15 protein-coding genes and 3 tRNA genes are annotated in these 17,268 nt (G+C 65.8%); 7 read left to right on the top strand and 11 right to left on the bottom strand.

Going from position 1 to position 17,268, the window contains the following annotated elements:
* Positions 1-200: 200 nt before the first annotated feature.
* The 6 genes from GYM46_RS14675 to GYM46_RS14650 are packed head-to-tail and all read right to left on the bottom strand — an operon-like array spanning position 201 to position 4,026.
* On the bottom strand, positions 201-482 hold the full coding sequence (locus GYM46_RS14675; protein ID WP_008263388.1) for a hypothetical protein: 282 nt from the start codon (positions 480-482) through the stop codon (positions 201-203).
* Complete coding sequence (nuoE, locus tag GYM46_RS14670) at positions 482-1,159, bottom strand: NADH-quinone oxidoreductase subunit NuoE (RefSeq protein ID WP_008263733.1); 678 nt, start codon at positions 1,157-1,159, stop codon at positions 482-484. The genes GYM46_RS14675 and nuoE overlap by 1 nt, the downstream gene beginning before the upstream one ends.
* Positions 1,156-2,430: an NADH-quinone oxidoreductase subunit D gene (locus GYM46_RS14665; protein ID WP_035306242.1), complete on the bottom strand. Its 1,275-nt coding sequence runs from the start codon at positions 2,428-2,430 to the stop codon at positions 1,156-1,158. Before GYM46_RS14665 ends, nuoE begins: the two co-directional genes overlap by 4 nt.
* Entirely contained in the window at positions 2,430-3,059 is a 630-nt protein-coding gene (locus GYM46_RS14660) for an NADH-quinone oxidoreductase subunit C (RefSeq protein WP_008260708.1), read from the bottom strand. Before GYM46_RS14660 ends, GYM46_RS14665 begins: the two co-directional genes overlap by 1 nt.
* Positions 3,056-3,679 (bottom strand): NuoB/complex I 20 kDa subunit family protein, encoded by a 624-nt coding sequence (locus GYM46_RS14655; protein WP_154725271.1) that lies wholly within the window; start codon positions 3,677-3,679, stop codon positions 3,056-3,058. The genes GYM46_RS14660 and GYM46_RS14655 overlap by 4 nt, the downstream gene beginning before the upstream one ends.
* On the bottom strand, positions 3,649-4,026 hold the full coding sequence (locus GYM46_RS14650) for an NADH-quinone oxidoreductase subunit A (RefSeq protein WP_008262515.1): 378 nt from the start codon (positions 4,024-4,026) through the stop codon (positions 3,649-3,651). The genes GYM46_RS14655 and GYM46_RS14650 overlap by 31 nt, the downstream gene beginning before the upstream one ends.
* 205 nt (positions 4,027-4,231) lie before the next feature.
* Between GYM46_RS14650 and GYM46_RS14645 the strand changes: the two genes are divergently transcribed.
* The 3 genes from GYM46_RS14645 (at position 4,232) to GYM46_RS14635 (ending at position 6,194) form a co-directional block, all read left to right on the top strand.
* Positions 4,232-5,863: an AbgT family transporter gene (locus GYM46_RS14645; RefSeq protein WP_008263077.1), complete on the top strand. Its 1,632-nt coding sequence runs from the start codon at positions 4,232-4,234 to the stop codon at positions 5,861-5,863.
* Between the two features lie 96 nt (positions 5,864-5,959).
* Positions 5,960-6,036: transfer RNA gene (locus tag GYM46_RS14640), tRNA-Asp, on the top strand.
* 81 nt (positions 6,037-6,117) lie between these two features.
* Positions 6,118-6,194 (top strand) — tRNA-Asp (locus tag GYM46_RS14635).
* Positions 6,195-6,310: 116 nt separating this feature from the next.
* On the opposite strand, the gene GYM46_RS14630 is transcribed toward GYM46_RS14635, so the two are convergent.
* Complete coding sequence (locus GYM46_RS14630; protein WP_008259167.1) at positions 6,311-7,561, bottom strand: glycosyltransferase; 1,251 nt, start codon at positions 7,559-7,561, stop codon at positions 6,311-6,313.
* A gap of 324 nt (positions 7,562-7,885) precedes the next feature.
* On the opposite strand from GYM46_RS14630, the gene GYM46_RS14625 reads away from it, so the two are divergent.
* On the top strand, positions 7,886-11,185 hold the full coding sequence (locus GYM46_RS14625) for an autotransporter outer membrane beta-barrel domain-containing protein (RefSeq protein WP_040349594.1): 3,300 nt from the start codon (positions 7,886-7,888) through the stop codon (positions 11,183-11,185).
* Positions 11,186-11,241: 56 nt separating this feature from the next.
* Here GYM46_RS14625 and GYM46_RS14620 read toward each other — a convergent pair.
* The 3 genes from GYM46_RS14620 to lon form a co-directional block, all read right to left on the bottom strand.
* Positions 11,242-11,318: transfer RNA gene (locus GYM46_RS14620), tRNA-Val, on the bottom strand.
* A 46-nt stretch (positions 11,319-11,364) separates the two neighbouring features.
* On the bottom strand, positions 11,365-11,640 hold the full coding sequence (locus GYM46_RS14615) for an HU family DNA-binding protein (RefSeq protein ID WP_008260193.1): 276 nt from the start codon (positions 11,638-11,640) through the stop codon (positions 11,365-11,367).
* A gap of 109 nt (positions 11,641-11,749) precedes the next feature.
* Positions 11,750-14,146, bottom strand: coding sequence for an endopeptidase La (lon, locus tag GYM46_RS14610; protein ID WP_008262217.1), 2,397 nt, complete (start codon positions 14,144-14,146; stop codon positions 11,750-11,752).
* A gap of 987 nt (positions 14,147-15,133) precedes the next feature.
* On the opposite strand from lon, the gene GYM46_RS16970 reads away from it, so the two are divergent.
* From GYM46_RS16970 to GYM46_RS14600, 3 genes are read left to right on the top strand one after another with little or no spacing between them, the layout of a single operon-like run.
* Complete coding sequence (locus tag GYM46_RS16970) at positions 15,134-15,262, top strand: hypothetical protein (RefSeq protein WP_008261949.1); 129 nt, start codon at positions 15,134-15,136, stop codon at positions 15,260-15,262.
* Entirely contained in the window at positions 15,259-15,468 is a 210-nt protein-coding gene (locus tag GYM46_RS14605; protein ID WP_040349635.1) for a hypothetical protein, read from the top strand. The genes GYM46_RS16970 and GYM46_RS14605 overlap by 4 nt, the downstream gene beginning before the upstream one ends.
* On the top strand, positions 15,465-15,656 hold the full coding sequence (locus GYM46_RS14600; RefSeq protein ID WP_035306228.1) for a hypothetical protein: 192 nt from the start codon (positions 15,465-15,467) through the stop codon (positions 15,654-15,656). Before GYM46_RS14605 ends, GYM46_RS14600 begins: the two co-directional genes overlap by 4 nt.
* A gap of 231 nt (positions 15,657-15,887) precedes the next feature.
* On the opposite strand, the gene clpX is transcribed toward GYM46_RS14600, so the two are convergent.
* Positions 15,888-17,156, bottom strand: coding sequence for an ATP-dependent Clp protease ATP-binding subunit ClpX (gene clpX, locus GYM46_RS14595; protein ID WP_008260240.1), 1,269 nt, complete (start codon positions 17,154-17,156; stop codon positions 15,888-15,890).
* Between the last annotated feature and the right edge of the window lie 112 nt (positions 17,157-17,268).

The following is a 17,268-nucleotide window of genomic DNA, read 5'->3' as shown; positions in this document are numbered from 1 at the left end:
GTTTGCGCCGATACGGGGCCGGCGCTCAGCGACAGACTGGCTGCGCCGGCCAGATTGACCAGCAATCGGCCCGTCCCGGCGGGGCTCCACCCGCCCCGGCCGCGCTTGGGCGCGCGGCGCCCTGCCCGTTTCTGATCCATCGACATGGCGCCCCCCGGCACGCTGCATCGAATTCATGGAACCACAATCGATCAACGGCGTCATGACGACATGACGTCCAACTGGCGCATCCGGCGTTTGTGGTGCCGGTTTCGGGCGTAGATGGCGCCGATGACGCAGGCCCAGCCGGCGCCGAGCATGACGTAGGACAGGGTGAAGGCCCAGTCGCCCAGGCCCGGCGTCCCCTGACGGGTCAGCAAAATCAGCATGGCCGCGCCGACCACCAGCGCGAGCCCGCCCGCGCGCAGGGGCCGTGCGACAAGGCGCAGCTCCTTGCGGTACGCGGCGCGGCCTTCGTCGCTGTCGAGGTCGGGCGCAGGCATCAGGCGGGGGCCTTCTCGACCGGCGCCGGGTCGCTGTTGGGCAGTTTGGCGATCGGCTGGGCGGCCGAACCGTCGTACAGTTTCGGATCCAGCAGGGTCTTGGCCCCGCCGGCCGGCTCGGACGTGGCGCGCCCCTGATAGGAGCCCGGCTTGGGCGTCTTGCCGGCGGCGAAGTCGTCGATGATCTGGGCCAGGGACTCGGGCGTCAGGTCCTCGAAATAATAGTCGTTGATCTGGGCCATGGGCGCGTTCGAACAGGCGCCCAGGCATTCGACTTCCTGCCAGGTGAAGCGGCCGTCGGCGGACAGATGGTCCTTGGGACCGATCTTCTCCTTGCAGACCTTCATCAGCTCATTGGCGCCGCGCAGCATGCAGGGCGTCGTGCCGCACACCTGGATCAGGGCGGTCTTGCCGACCGGCTCCAGCATGAACATGGTGTAGAAGGTCGCGACCTCCAGCACCCGGATGAAGGGCATGCCCAGCAGTTCGCCGATGGCGCGGATGGCGGGCTCGGAGACCCAGCCTTCCTGCTTCTGGACCAGCCACAGGATCGGGATCACCGCCGACTGGCGACGGCTTTCCGGATACTTCTTGATCCACCATTCAGCCTTGGCCGTCGTATCGGCCGAGAAGGCGAACGAGGCCGGTTGTTCCTTGGCGAGACGACGAACGCTCATCGGTCCACTTCTCCGAAAACGATGTCGAGCGAGCCCAGGATGGCGGAGACGTCGGCCAGCTGGTGGCCGCTGTTGATCCAGTCCATCGCCTGCAGGTGACGGAAGCCCGGCGCCGAGATCTTGACGCGATAGGGTTTGTTGGTGCCGTCAGACACCAGATAGATGCCGAACTCGCCCTTGGGCGCCTCGACCGAGGCATAGACCTCGCCCTCAGGCGTCTTGAAGCCTTCGGTATACAGTTTGAAGTGATGGATCAGGGATTCCATCGACCGCTTCATCTCGCCGCGACGCGGCGGAACGATCTTGTTGTCCTCGAGCATCACCGGTTCGCCGGGGCAGTTGCGCAGCTTGTGGATGCACTGCTCCATGATCCGCACCGACTGCTTCATCTCCTCGATGCGGCAGAGGTACCGATCCCAGCAGTCGCCGTTCTTGCCGACCGGAATATCGAACTCCAGCTCGGCGTAGCACTCATAGGGCTGCGACTTGCGAAGATCCCAGGCGATGTCGGAGCCGCGCAGCATGACGCCGGTGAAGCCCCAGGCCAGGGCCTGTTCCTTGGACACCACGCCGATGTCGACGTTGCGCTGCTTGAAGATGCGGTTTTCGGTGACCAGGCTCTCGATATCGGTCAGGGCCTTGGGGAATTCGTGGCACCAGCGACCGATGTCGTCGATCAGGTCCATCGGCAGATCCTGGTGGACGCCGCCGGGACGGAAATAGTTGGCGTGGAGACGCGCCCCGCTGGCGCGCTCGTAGAAGACCATCAGCTTTTCGCGCTCTTCGTGGCCCCACAGCGGGGGCGTCAGGGCGCCGACGTCCATGGCCTGCATGGTCGCGTTCAGCAGGTGGTTCCCGATCCGGCCGATTTCCGAATAGAGCACCCGGATCAGCTGGGCCCGGTAGGGAACCTCAACGCCGAGCAGCTTCTCGATGGCCAGGCAGAAGGCGTGTTCCTGGTTCATCGGCGCGACATAGTCGAGCCGGTCCAGATAGGGCACGTTCTGCAGATAGGTGCGGGCCTCCATCAGCTTCTCGGTGCCGCGGTGCAGCAGGCCGATGTGCGGATCGACGCGTTCGACGATCTCGCCGTCCAGCTCCAGCACCAGCCGCAGCACGCCGTGCGCGGCCGGGTGTTGCGGGCCGAAGTTGATGGTGAACTTGCGGTCGTCCATGTCCTTGGCGTGCGCGGTGCGGTGATCGACCGGCATGTCCTCGAACGGATCGACAGCGCCGTTCACGGGCGCGGTTACGGGGGCTCCGTCAGCCATCAGCCCTTCACTCCAGCCTTTTCGTCGCCGGGAAGCACGGGCGCCGGGTAGTCGGCGCCTTCCCACGGCGACAGGAAGTCGAACGTCCGGAATTCCTGCGTCAGCTTGACCGGCTCATAGACGACCCGCTTCTGCTCTTCGTCGTAGCGGACCTCGACATAGCCCGTCATCGGGAAGTCCTTGCGCAGCGGATGGCCTTCGAAGCCATAGTCCGTCAGCAGACGGCGCATGTCCGGATGCCCCGAAAAGATCACGCCGTACATGTCGTAGGCTTCGCGCTCGAACCAGCCGGCCGACGGATAGACCCCGGTCACGGTGGCGACGGGCTGGACCTCGTCGGTCACGACCTTGACGCGGACCCGGGCGTTCCGGGTCATCGACAGCAGGTGATAGACGACCTCGAACCGCTCCTCGCGATCCGGATAGTCGGCGCCGCACAGATCCAGCAGCTGCTGGAAGCCGAACTGGTCGCGCAGCGCCGTCATGACCTCGACGATCCGCTCGCGCGGCGCCAGCAGGGTCAGTTCGCCGAAGGCGACCTGCGCCTCGACGCCCAGAGCCCCGACCATCTCGGCGCCCATCGGCGTCAAAGCGGCCTCGAACCGTTCTTGAACAGCCAGCGAGCTCATCGGTCGATGGTCCCCGTGCGGCGGATCTTCTTCTGCAGCTGCAGCAGCCCGTACAGCAGGGCCTCGGCCGTCGGCGGGCAACCCGGGACATAGACGTCCACCGGCACCACGCGGTCGCAACCGCGAACGACGCTGTAGCTGTAGTGATAGTAGCCGCCGCCGTTGGCGCAGCTGCCCATGGACACGACATAGCGCGGGTCGGGCATCTGGTCGTAGACCTTGCGGATGGCCGGAGCCATCTTGTTGGTCAGGGTGCCGGCCACGATCATCAGGTCCGAGTGACGCGGGCTGCCGCGCGGAGCCATGCCGAACCGTTCGACGTCGAAGCGCGGCATCGACATCTGGATCATCTCGACGGCGCAGCAGGCCAGGCCGAAGGTCATCCACATCAGCGAGCCGGTGCGCGCCCAGGTGATGACGTCGTCCAGCGAGGCGGTCAGGAAGCCGCGCTCGCCCAGCTCCATGTTGACCGACTCGAAGAACTTGTCGTGGATCTTGGGGTCATACCCCTCGACCATCGAACGCGCGGCCGAATTTGCGGGAACCAGGGGCCCCGCCGAAACGCCGGGCAGCGGCGAGGAAGGCGCGACTATTCCCATTCCAGGGCTCCCTTCTTCCATTCGTAGATGAAGCCGATGGTCAGGACGCCCAGGAAGACCATCATCGACCAGAAGGCGAAGATCATTCCGGCGTGCGACAGGTCGAACATCGACACCGCCCACGGGAACAGGAAGGCGACTTCCAGATCGAAGATGATGAAGAGGATCGACACCAGATAGAAGCGCACGTCGAACTTCATCCGGGCGTCGTCGAAGGCGTTGAACCCGCACTCATAGGCGGACAGCTTCTCTGAATCGGGGCTCTTGGGCGCCAGCAGCATCGGCAGGGCGATGAAGAGCACGCCGATGAAGGCGGCGATGCCGGCGAAGATAATGACCGGCAGATATTCGAGCAGAAATGCGTTCATTCAAAGAACCTCGGCCGCCGGGGAGAGGCGGGATTCGGCGCTTCTTAGACCCAACGTTCGCGAGGTTCAAACCCCTGCGTCCATTGGTTTTTTGTTGAGAACGGATCGCAAGTTCCCGGGCCATATGTCGCAGCCCCGACGCTTGCGGTTCTGGCCCCTTCCCGGCCCTACTGCCGCCTTGAAATCCCAACCGAAAGTCATCCGCATGAGCCTGGGCGCCCGTGTCCTGAACACCGTAGAGCGGGTCGGGAATCGCCTGCCCGATCCTGTCTTCCTGTTTCTGTGGCTGATCGCGGGCCTGATCGCGCTGAGTCTGGTCGGGGCCGGACTGGGCTGGTCGGCGGTCAATCCGGTGACGGGGGACCAGCTGGTCGCGCAAAGCTTGCTGTCGCCCGAAAATCTGGAACGGCTGATCATCGGCATGCCGCGCACCCTGGCGGACTTCCCGCCGCTGGGGATCGTCATCACCATCATCTACGGCGCGGCGGTGGCCGAAAGAACCGGGATGTTCTCCACGGCGATTCGCGGCGCGCTTCTGAATGCGCCCCGCGCCATATTGACGCCGGTCGTCGTGATCACCGGCATGGTGTCGCACCATGCATCCGACGCCTCCTATGTGGTGGTGATTCCCCTGGCGGCGGTGATTTTCGCGGCGGCGGGGCGTCATCCCCTGGCCGGCCTGGCTGCAGGCTTCGCCGCCGTGTCGGGCGGTTACGCCGGCAATCTGTTCCCCGGCGCCAGCGACGCCCTGATCCTGGGCATCACCGAGCCCGCCGCCCACCTGATCGATCCGTCCTATTCGGTGAACATCGCCGGCAACTGGTTCTTCATCGTCGGGGTGGTGTTCGTCTTCACCCCCATCGTCTGGTTCCTGACCGACCGGGTGATCGAGCCCCGGCTGGGCAAATGGACCCCGTCCGAAGGCGTCGCCGCCCCTGCGACCTCGGAAAAGGAGCCCCTGACCGCGGGCCAGAGACGCGGTCTCCAATTCGCCGGCCTGGCCCTCCTGGCCATGATCGGTCTGTGGACCCTGATCGCCCTGCTGCCCGGTTCGCCCTTCGTGGACCCCGACGCCGATCCGGAACAGAGGTTCAATCCCCTGTACCGATCCCTGGTCGCCTTCTTCGCCGTGGTCTTCTTCGTCACGGGCGCGGCCTATGGGGCGGGATCCGGCTCGATCCAGTCCCATCGCGACCTGGTGCGGATGATGCGTGACGGCATCGCCCAGCTGGCGCCCTATATCGTCCTGGCCTTCTTCGCCGCCCATTTCGTGGCCATGTTCAACTGGTCGGGCCTGGGGCCGATCCTGGCGGTCAACGCCGCCGCCGAGCTGAAGAGCCTGGCCCTGCCCGCGCCCCTTCTGCTGATCTGCGTCGTCCTGGTGTCCTGTTTCTTTGATCTGTTCATCGGCTCGGCCTCGGCCAAATGGTCGGCCCTGGCCCCCATCGTCGTGCCGATGTTCATGCTGCTGGGGATTTCGCCCGAGATGACGACGGCCGCCTATCGCATGGGCGATTCGGTGACGAACATCGCCACGCCGCTGATGAGCTATTTCCCGCTGATCCTGACCTTCGCCCAGCGCTGGGATCCGCGCTTCGGCCTGGGCTCCCTGATGGCGACCATGCTGCCTTACGCCGGGGCCTTCCTGGTGGCCGGCCTGACCATGGTGGCGGCCTGGGTGGCCTTCGACCTGCCGGTGGGGCCCGGCGTGGGCGTTCATTACGAGCCGCCCGCCCCGGCCGTCGCCGCTCAGGAGCCCGCCACGGGCGGCCTGTCGGGCCCGCACAGCCCGCCCCAGGCGGCCGCAGTCCCTCCGTCCACGCCCCTTCCGCGCTGAGGCGGGTCTTTCTCGGAAAAGGCCGCTTGACGCGCTGGGTCAGCCCGCCTAAACGACGCCCCTCGCCGGGGCGCACAGCCGCTTCGGCCGGGAAACGCGGGTGTAGCTCAGTTGGTTAGAGTGCCGGCCTGTCACGCCGGAGGTCGCGGGTTCGAGCCCCGTCACTCGCGCCACTCTTTCTAGAAATAGACAGAGTGGCGCTACCGCCTTCCCTTCATAGTTTTCGAAACAACTCAAAAGTTTCGACCTGATACGCGGGTGTAGCTCAGTTGGTTAGAGTGCCGGCCTGTCACGCCGGAGGTCGCGGGTTCGAGCCCCGTCACTCGCGCCACTTCTTCCAGACGAAGAAGTGGCGCGCCGCCCCTCATTTCCCGACTATCTTCAGACCTGACGCGACGGCCCGGATATTCGCGTCCAGATATCGACCCGAAATCACGACGTAACGCGTCAGTGAACGGCGAACGCCTCTTCGGGCTGAACAAAGGCGGCCTCGCCCGTCAGTTCGCCGTAAACCATGCACAGGTCCTCGAACACGCGGCTCCAGGCGAACTGGCTGACGGCCTTTTCGCGGGCGGCGCGGCCGATGGCCTCGATGTCGCGCGCAAACAGGGCCTCGACCGCCTGGGCGTAGGCGTCGGCGTCGGCGCTGGTCGCCAGCTGGCCGACCGTGTCATCCACAGTCTCGGCCACGCCCCCGGCGTTGACGCCCACGACCGGGCGGCCACAGGCCATGGCCTCCAGCACGATCAGACCGAAGGGCTCCTTGTCATTGGCGTGGACGAAGGCGTCGCAGCTGGCGATGATCCGCGCCACCGCGCGCGGATCCTTCTCATAGGGCATGGAGATCACCCGGTCCTCGGCGGGCATGCCTGAACCCGCCCCGACCAGGACCAGATGATAGGGCGCGCCCAGTTTCTGGACCGCCTCGATGAGAATATCGACATTCTTCTCCTTGGCGGGACGGCCGGCGAAGCACAGCAGGCGGGCGTCCTCGCCCAGGCCCAGTTCTCCCAACAGCCATTTCCGATCCCGGCGTTCGGGTCGGAAGGTGTCGATCTCCACCCCCAGGGGCCGGATGACGATATTGGTGACGCCCGCCTCTTCCAGTCGACGGGCGATGAAACGGCTGGGCGAGATGACGCGGTCGAACTGGGAAAACAGGCGCGCCCAGCGTTTCTCAACCGGCTTCTTGGCCCATTCGCCGAAATGCAGCGCCGCCAGCCCGGCGGGATCCGAGTGACAGAAGCCGACGACCGGACACCCGACCCGCTGACCGGCCTCCAGCGCGCCCTGACCCGGCGTATAGGGGTCGCCGGCCTCAATGATCGACGGCTTCATCGCCGCGACCCAGGCGCTCCAGCGCTTGACCGAACTGGGCCAGCGATAGCCATCGCCGAACGGCAGTTTTGTCGCCCGCAGTTGCACGATCCCGTCGGCCCGCGCCTTGTGCCGCGCGCCCGGGACGATCAGCGAATGGCTGACGCCCGGCCGATTCTCCTCGATCCAGGCCTTCTTCGACAGAAGATAGCGCTTCACCCCGCCCGAGCGCGGCGCATACAGCATGGTGGTGTCCACCAGCCTGGGCCGGTCGTCCATCGACGCCAGCTTCAGCGCTCTCAACGTGTCGGCGACCTCGACGTCCAACCCCGGAATCAGCCGGAGTTCGCTTTCGTGAACGTCGAGGTCGGTCAGTGTCATGAAGAGGTTCTCGCCGGGTCTGGGCTAACCAACGCCGGGGGGCGTGGGTTGGATGCGTCGCGGGGAAACGCGGTGGACCGTTCTTCCGCCCGTAAACCCCGCCGTCGGAAACCTCAATACCTCTGAGCCAAAACCTTCCGCACCCCACCTAATAGACCGCGAAATCAGCCCCTTATCCAAGCTACGGTTGCGACACGCTCTTGCAACAGACTGGACACGGCCTTGCATTCGCCTCAAATTCGATAAACTTGGGCACGGTTAGCGTCGATCCTGTAAAGGACCGTCTGCTTCGTGATCGCGTGACCATCAGGGGTTTTCTTCCGAATGCGTATTCTACTCGCGACCGCCGTAGCGATCGCCCCCTTGCTGGCTGTTACGGGCGTTCAGGCCGAGGTCGTCGTCTCGACAGCCCGCACCACGCCGATCCAGACGTCCAACGCCACCGGCACCGCGGCTGACAATGTCCGCATCGCCAGCGGCGGCTCGATCGCCGTCACCTCCGGCGCAGCGATGACGCTAGATTCGAACAATACGGTCGATATCGACAGCGGCGGCTCCATCACCATGGCCAAGGCGGCCGACGGCGCCACGGGCGTCCTAGTGAACGGCGGCAATACCGGCTCCGTCACAATGGGCGGAACGATCAACATCACGGACAGCCAGGAAACGGCGGACATCAAGGACACGGACGGCGACGGCGACCTTGACGGGCCATTCGCCACCGGGACCGGCCGCTACGGCGTTCGGGTCACGGGCGCCTCGCCCTTCGTCGGCAATGTCCTGGTCGAATCCAGCGGCTCGATCTCCGTGGAAGGCAACAACTCCTACGGCCTCGCGGTCGAAGCGCCACTGACCGGCAAGCTGCAGAGCCTCGGTACTGTGCGCGTCGTCGGCGACAACAGCGTCGGCATCCGCACGACCGGCCCGATCTCGGGCAATGTCGACCTTGCGGGCTCGGTGTCCGCGACCGGAGCCGGCGCCTCGGGCGTGTCGATCGAAGGGAACGTCGGCGGCGCCCTGAAAATCCATTCGGCCGTGACGACCACGGGCTACCGGTACACCTCCCCGCCCCCCGTCCGCCCGACGACGGGCACCTACGACAACGCCTCGACCATATTTTTGGACGAACTGGACGCCGACGATCTGTTGCAGGGCGGTCCGGCTGTGCGCGTGGCCGCCAATGTGGCCGGCGGCGTCCTGCTGGATACGGGCCCGGCCTATTCCTCGGCCGGGATCGACGGCGACGACGACAAGGACGGCGTCAAGAACGGCGACGAGGATGACGACGGCGACGGCGTCAAGAACCGCGACGATGCGGATCGCGACGGCGACGGCGTGCCGGACGCCAGCGAAACGACCGCCTCCCTGACATCGGTAGGCGGCGCGCCCGTCCTGCTCATCGGCTCCGCGACCAATGCGGTGACCCTCGGCGCCGTAGGCGCCGGCGACGCCGCCTATGGCCTGATCAACCGCGGCTCCATCACCGGGACCGGCGTCTATTCCGGCGTCGAATCGCGCGCCCTGCAGCTGGGCGTGGCCGGCGGCCAGACCGTCACCGTCGCGGGCGGGGTGCGCAACGAAGGCGGAATCGCCTCCACAGCCGTGGACGCCAACGCCACCGCTATCTGGATCGGCGCCGGCGTCACCGCCCCGGCCATCTCGAACACGGGCAATATCCAGGCCGTCGCCTCCGGCAAACAGGCCCATACGGCCACGGGCGTGCTCATCGGCGCCGGCGCCAATGTCGGTTCGCTGACAAACACTGGCAATATCGTGGCCTCGTTCGGCGGAAACCACGGCGCCGCGACGGTCATCCGCGACCAGTCCGGCACCCTGACCCAATTGAGCAACGCCGGTTCCATCATCGGCTCGCTGTCGGCGGACTCCACCGACACTACGGCGATCGACGGCACGGTGACCGCCATCGACCTGACGGCCAACACCAGCGGCGTCACGGTTCGTCAGTACGGCATCCCGGCCGCCGCCGGCAGCACGGCGACCGATACGGACAAGGACGGGGTCCCTGACGCCAGCGAACCCGTCATCGTCGGCGCGGTGAAATTCGGTTCGGGCGCGGATGCCTTCAACGTCGAGAACGGCACGGTCATCGGCGACATGTCCTTCGGCGCCGGCGCCGACCGCCTGTCCATCAGCGGCGGCGCGGCGGTGAGCGGCGCTGTCACCGACAGCGACGGGGCTCTGGACATCAACGTCTCCAAGGGCACGCTGAACGCGACCCAGACGACCGCCACTTCCATTTCCAGCCTGAACGTCGGGGCCGAGGGCGTCCTGATCGTCGCCGTCGACCCTCAAGGCGATCGCGCCGGCGGATTCAATGTCAGCGGCGCCGCAACCCTGGCCACGGGCGCGCAACTGGGCGTCCGCTTCTCGTCCCTTCTGGAGTCGCCGGAGCGGTTCAGCGTGATCAAGGCTGGCGCCCTGAACGTCGGTGACATCAACCAGAGCCTGCTGACCGATAATTCCCCCTATCTTTACGTCGTTCAGGCGGGTGTCGATCAAGCCGCAGGGGAGGTCTACGTCGACGCCCGTCGCCGCACCGCCCAGGAGGCCGATCTGATCCCCGTCGAGGCCTCGGCCTTCGACGCCGTCTATGCCGCCCTAGGCAGCAATGAGACGATCCGGAACCTGTTCCTGAGCCAGACGAACCGGGACGGCTTCATCGACGCCTATGAGCAGATGCTGCCGGACCACTCGGGCGGGCCTCTGATGTCCCTGTCGGCCGGCGTCGACGCGGTGACCCGCGCCCTCACCGGCCGCAACGCCTCCGCCGCCCCCGGCGAGACCAGCGCCTGGGTGCAGGAGATCAACTTCTACGCCGACAAGGACAAGACCGATTCCTACGGCTTCCGCTCTGAGGGCTTCGGCGTCGCGGGCGGCGTCGAAAAGGGCACCGGCGCGGGCGCCTTCGGCCTGACCGCCGCCTTCACCTCGTCGGACATCAAGGACCCCGAGTCCGAGGCAGAGGAAGTCCTGTCGGCCAACCTGCTGGAGCTGGGCCTCTACTGGCGTGCGCAGGGCCAGTACTGGACGACCTGGGCGCGCGCGGCCGGCGGCTACGCCAGCTTCAACGCCGACCGGTCGCTGGTCGCCAACGGCGTCTATCTGAACAACAAATCCGACTGGCACGGCTGGACTGCAGCCGCAGCCGGCGGCGCCTCCTACGAGCGCAACTACGGTCGCCTGAACGTCCGTCCCGAGGTGTACGCCGAGTACTTCCGCCTGTCGGAAGGCGCCCGCTCCGAATCGGGCGGCGGCAGCGGCTTCGATCTGGATATCGACTCGCGCGACAGCCACATCTTCTCGGCCGTTGCGGCGATGAACGTCGGCTACGGCTTCGGCAAGGACGGCTGGATCCGTCCGGAACTGCGCATCGGCTATCGCCAGAACCTGTCCGTCGACGCTGGCGAGACCATCGCCCGCTTCGCCAGCGGCGGCCCGGACTTCGTCCTGTCGCCGGACGGGGTCGAGGGCGGCGGCCTGATCCTGGGCTTCCGCATGAACCTGGGCAACGACCTGGGCATGCTGTCCCTGACGGGCGACGCGGAACTGCTTGAGGATTACGTCCGCTATTCGCTGCTGCTGCGGGCCAGCTTCCGGTTCTGACCGGGGCGATCGCCAAAAGACAAAGGCCGCCGGATCGCTCCGGCGGCCTTTTTGTTTGGTAGGCGGCGACGGGTTCGAACCGCCGACCCTCTCGGTGTAAACGAGATGCTCTGACCAGCTGAGCTAGCCGCCCAAGAAACCGAAGTGGAAACCGGAGCGGGGCTTATGCCCGTTGGGCTTCAACCGTTCAAGGCGCTTTTCAAGCCTTCGCCGGGGCGAAAGCGCGCGGTGCGGGAGGCGGGCCGGGCCACGGCCTGACCTGTCTGGGGGTTGCGGGCGACGCCGGCCTTGCGATCGACAGGGGTGAAACTGCCGAAGCCGATCAGCTTGACGTCCCGACCCTGGGTCAGGGCTTCCACCACGCCGTCGGTGAAGGCTTCGAGCGCCGTCTTGGCCTGATCGCGGCTGATGTTCGCGGCCGTCGCCATACGGCCGATAAGTTCGGCTTTCGTCATGTCATCCTCCCAAGCGAACCAGTAAAGGGCGGATCGGCGGTTGCGTCAAAAGCGAAAACGCCGCCGACAGGCGTGTCGGCGGCGTTTCGTCTGCGACCTAGGTCGCGGTTCAGTGACTGACGGTCGCTGCAGCGCCGTCAAGCGGAGGCACGGGCGCGGGCAGAGGATCCGTCGCCTCATCCCATTCGACCGGTGTCAGGGGACCGGTCAGGGCCCAGTGCAGGGCCTCGTCCGCCGTGGAGATCGGCACGATTTCGAGCGCCGATTTGACGTTGTCCGGCACGTCCGCCAGGTCCTTCTCGTTCTCCTGCGGGATCAGCACCGTCTTGACGCCGGACCGCAGGGCCGCGAGCAGCTTCTCCTTCAGACCGCCGATGGCGGTGACCCGGCCGCGCAGGGTGATCTCGCCGGTCATGGCGATGTCCTTGCGGATCGGGATGCCGGTCAGGACCGAGACCATGGCCACGGTCATGGCGGCGCCGGCGGACGGGCCGTCCTTGGGCGTCGCGCCGTCCGGCACATGGACGTGGATGTCGGTCTTCTCGAACACCGGCGGCTTGACGCCGAAGGCCAGGGCCCGCGACCGCACATAGGAGGCCGCCGCCGAAATCGACTCCTTCATCACGTCCTTCAGGTTGCCGGTCACGGTCATGCGGCCGCGGCCCGGCATCTTGATGGCCTCGATGGTCAGGATGTCGCCGCCGAACTCGGTCCAGGCCAGGCCGGTGACGATGCCGACCTGATCCTCCTCGTCCGTCTCGCCATAGCGGAACTTCCGGACGCCGGCGTATTCGGCCAGCTTCTCGGCGTCCACCGTGATCGACGTGACCTTGGTCTTGGCCATCTCGCGCACGGCCTTGCGAGCCAGGCCGCCCAGGGCGCGTTCCAGCGACCGCACCCCGGCCTCGCGGGTGTAGTAACGGATCAGGTCGCGGATCGTATCTTCCGGCACGATCAGTTCGTCGGCCTTCAGCCCATGGTCCGTCAGCTGCTTGGGCAGGACGTGACGCTTGGCGATCTCGACCTTTTCGTCCTCGGTGTAGCCCGACACCCGGATGATCTCCATCCGGTCCATCAGCGGCTGTGGCATGTTCAGGCTGTTCGCGGTCGTCACGAACATGACCTGGGACAGGTCGTAGTCCACCTCCAGATAGTGGTCGCCGAAGGTCGAGTTCTGGGCCGGGTCCAGCACCTCGAGCAGGGCCGACGACGGGTCGCCGCGCCAGTCGGACCCAAGCTTGTCGATCTCGTCCAGCAGGACGAAGGCGTTGGTGGTCTTGGCCTTCTTCATCGACTGGATGATCTTGCCGGGCATGGAGCCGATATAGGTCCGGCGGTGGCCGCGGATCTCGCTCTCGTCGCGCACGCCGCCCAGCGACATGCGGACATATTCACGCCCGGTCGCCTTGGCGATGGACTTGGCCAGCGAGGTCTTGCCGACGCCGGGAGGGCCGACGAGGCACAGGATCGGCCCCTTCAGGCTGCCGGTACGGGCCTGGACCGCCAGATATTCGATGATCCGTTCCTTGACCTTCTCCAGGCCGAAGTGGTCCTCCTCGAGGATCTCCTCCGCCTTGACCAGATCGATCGGCTTCTGCTTGGCCTTGCCCCACGGCACGGACAGCAGCCAGTCGAGATAGTTCCGGACCACGGTCGATTCCGCCGACATCGGCGACATGTTGCGCAGCTTCTTGACCTCGGCCTCGGCCTTGGCGCGGGCTTCCTTGGACAGGCGCGTCTTCCGGATGCGCTTCTCCAGGTCCATGATCTCGTCGCGCGCGTCGTCGGTCTCGCCCAGCTCGCGCTGGATCGCCTTCATCTGCTCGTTCAGATAATATTCGCGCTGGGTCTTCTCCATCTGGCGCTTCACGCGCGAGCGGATCTTCTTCTCGACCTGCAGGACCGAGATCTCGCCCTCCATCAGGCCATAGACCTTCTCCAGCCGCTTGGGCACGTCGAAGGTTTCCAGCAGGCCCTGTTTGTCGATGATCTTGACCGACAGGTGGGCGGCCACCGAGTCCGCCAGCTTGGAGGCGTCGGTGATCTGGGGGATGGAGCTGAGGGCCTCGGGCGGGACCTTCTTGTTCAGTTTCACATAGTTTTCGAACTGCTCGACCACGGCGCGCAGCATGGCCTCGGTCTGGGAGGCGTCGCCCGGCTCGTCCTCGATCTCGACGGCCTCGGCCTCGAAATAGTCCTCGCGGTCGGTGAAGCGGGTCAGGCGCGCCCGGCCCTTGCCCTCGACCAGAACCTTGACGGTGCCGTCGGGCAGTTTCAGCAGCTGCAGCACGCTGGCCAGCACGCCGATCGGATAGATGGCGTCGGGCGACGGATCGTCGTCGACGCTGTTCTTCTGGGTCGCCAGAAGGATCTGCTTTTCGCCCTTCATGATCTCGTCGAGGGCCTTCACCGATTTCTCGCGGCCGACGAAGAGCGGCACGACCATATGCGGGAAGACGACGATGTCTCTCAGCGGCAGGACGGGCAGGATCTTTGTTTCAGTCATGATGCGTACTCCTGGGCCATTGATGATCTCCGGCCCGCCGCCACGGTCGCCCGGACAAGAGGTCCGACCAGCGCATGACAGCCCGTCGATTCCGACGGCGTTCGGATGAGTATGTGGTTTGAAAGAGCCGTGGTTCAAGCGTGGCTGGCGAACGGCCCACACCTGCGTGGTTTGGACGCCGCACGCACATGCGGAATTGGCCTTGTCCTCGCCGTTCTCACGGCGAAGTTCGGGGAGGGCGTGGGACGCCGGGTCTGCACCCGGGGTTTGAGATTTTAAGTACCGTTTCGGCGCAGTCGTCGTCCCACGCGGTCGTTTTCCACACGCGCTCCGGCTGGCGGCCCTATTCTTCGAGCCTTGCCGGATCGGCGGGCCGTCTTGCGACGGCTTCGCCGGGGCGGACATGCCGACAAGGATCGACAGCGGCCCGCTTTCCTAGGCGTGCGGCGAGCAGGAGGCGGCATCCATCGCCGCCCCTAAGGACCCCGGCGGTCTCCTCCCCACCGGCTTCATCGCTCGACCACAGCCCCGCCGCCGTCAGGGCGCTGGATCCGACGCCCTCCCCATCGGCGGGGATGAGAGGATGATACGGGCGCCGGCGGGTATGGCGGGGAAGTCGGGGTGAGAATCTAGCAAGCCGTTGAAATCGTGCGATTCAGACCAGCGTCATTGTGGGTGTTGGCCTAGGTTGTCGATCATCACTTTCGTCATTCCGGGCGGAGGGCCGCTTGGCCCGCAGACCCGGAACCCAGCGGCGCGCGAGAGCGCGAACCTGTCGCAGATTAGGTCGTCCGGCATTGTGCGGCGGATGGATTTCGCCTTTGGCGCCGCTGGGTTCCGGGTCTCCGCTGCGCTTCGCCCGGAATGACGAAAGAGGGAGGGCGGCGAGGTGAATGTAGCGCTTTACGTCCGCATTACGCCGGCCCGCGCTTTCGACATGGCGGCTTTACGCGGTTTGGGCGTCTTCTGGTCGGCGAAGGAGAGACCATGAGCCGTTCACATCTACTGGCGGAGTCGCTGAAACGATCCGCCGACAAACCGTCCACACTGAAGATGGCCTGGACCGTCATCGGCGCTCTGTTCGGTGCGCCGATTCACCGGGGGCCGTCGCGATGATGCAGGGCCATCTGGAAGGCGGGGCCGCCGAGCCGGTCCCGCCGCGACGATACAGGGTCGTGGCACGCGCGGCCGGATGGGCCGTCGCGGTCAACGGCGCGGCGACCCGTCCCCTGCCTGATCGGGCCGCAGCCGAACAGCTTGCGGCGCGGCTGCAGGCCGAGGCCGATCGGTTGAACCGCGACCAGCACAGGCGGGCGCAATGATCGCCGCCCCTCCCCCTTCGCCGCCCGCTGTCGAAACCCTGACGATCCAGCCCGCGAACGGCCGCTGGCTTGTCACCTCGAGCGACGGTTTGTTCGAGGGCGTCTTCACCGACGCCAAGAGCGCCGTTCAGTGCGCCCGGGCCGAGGCGGAAGCCCATCCCGGTCATATGCTGGTGCTGGGCGGCTGATCAGATCTTCCCCCGCTTGCGGGGGAAGTGTCGCGTCGTGGCGCGAAGCGACACGCGTGACGATGGGGGAAGTCTTCTTCCAGCAAGCCAGCCTCCCCTCTCCGACCCTGGTCCGCTGCGCGGACGCCGGGCCACCTCTCCCGCAAGCGGGAGAGGGTCTGAGCGGAGACAGAAAAAGGGCCGGAGCGTTGTCGCTCCGGCCCTTCATTTCAGTGCGGAGGCGATGCCCGATCAGGCGGCGCCGTCGGCCTTCTTCTTGGAGGCCTCGGAATAGATCAGCAGGGGCTGGGCCTTGCCGTCGATGACCTCGGCGTTGACCACCACTTCCTCGACGCCTTCGAAGGTCGGCAGTTCGAACATGGTTTCCAGCAGGATGCCTTCCAGGATCGAACGCAGGCCCCGCGCGCCGGTCTTGCGGGTGATGGCCTTCTTGGCGACGGCGATCAGGGCGTCGTCGGTGAAGGTCAGTTCGACATTCTCCATCTCGAACAGGCGCTTGTACTGTTTGACAAGGGCGTTCTTGGGCTCGGTCAGGATGGTGACCAGGGCCGTTTCGTCCAGGTCTTCCAGGGTCGCCAGCACGGGCAGACGGCCGATGAACTCGGGGATCAGACCGAAACGCATCAGGTCGTCGGGCTCGACGCCCTTGAGGATGTCGCCGGTGCGACGCTCGTCGATTTCCTTGACCTGGGCGCCGAAGCCGATCGAGGCCCCTGCCCCGCGCGCCGAGATCACCTTCTCCAGCCCGGCGAAGGCGCCGCCGACGATGAAGAGGATGTTGGCGGTGTCGACCTGCAGGAATTCCTGCTGCGGATGCTTGCGGCCGCCTTGCGGAGGCACGGAGGCGACGGTGCCTTCCATGATCTTCAGCAGGGCCTGCTGCACGCCCTCGCCCGAGACGTCGCGGGTGATCGAGGGATTGTCCGACTTGCGGCTGATCTTGTCGATTTCATCGATGTAGACGATGCCGCGCTGGGCCCGTTCGACATTGTAGTCGGAGGCCTGAAGCAGCTTCAGGATGATGTTCTCGACGTCTTCGCCCACATAACCGGCTTCGGTCAGGGTGGTGGCGTCGGCCATGGTGAAGGGCACGTCGATGATGCGGGCCAGGGTCTGGGCCAGCAGCGTCTTGCCCGACCCGGTCGGGCCGATCAGCATGATGTTCGACTTGGCCAGCTCGACGTCGTTGTTCTTCGTCGCGTGGTTCAGACGCTTGTAGTGATTGTGAACGGCGACCGAGAGGACCTTCTTGGCGTGCGACTGGCCGATGACGTAGTCATCCAGGACGTCGCGGATCTCCTTCGGCGTGGGGACGCCGTCGGTGGTCTTCTTGAACCCGATCTTGTGCTCTTCACGGATGATGTCCATGCACAGTTCGACGCATTCATCGCAGATGAACACGGTCGGGCCCGCAATCAGTTTGCGGACCTCGTGCTGGCTCTTTCCGCAGAACGAGCAGTACAGGGTGCTTTTGGCGTCAGAGCCGGCTGCTTTGGTCATAGACCCTTATCTCACTCCCGCGGAGCGGACCGAAATGGCCCGAAACGCGCTTCCTCCACGTTGATTCCAGCACTCTGGACGCAAAGGTCTTCAAAAAATGACAATCACCCAT

The organism is Brevundimonas mediterranea (assembly GCF_011064825.1).
GTDB lineage: Bacteria > Pseudomonadota > Alphaproteobacteria > Caulobacterales > Caulobacteraceae > Brevundimonas > Brevundimonas mediterranea_A.
Note: the sequence above shows the minus strand (reverse complement) of the source record. Positions and strands in the feature narration are given on the sequence as shown.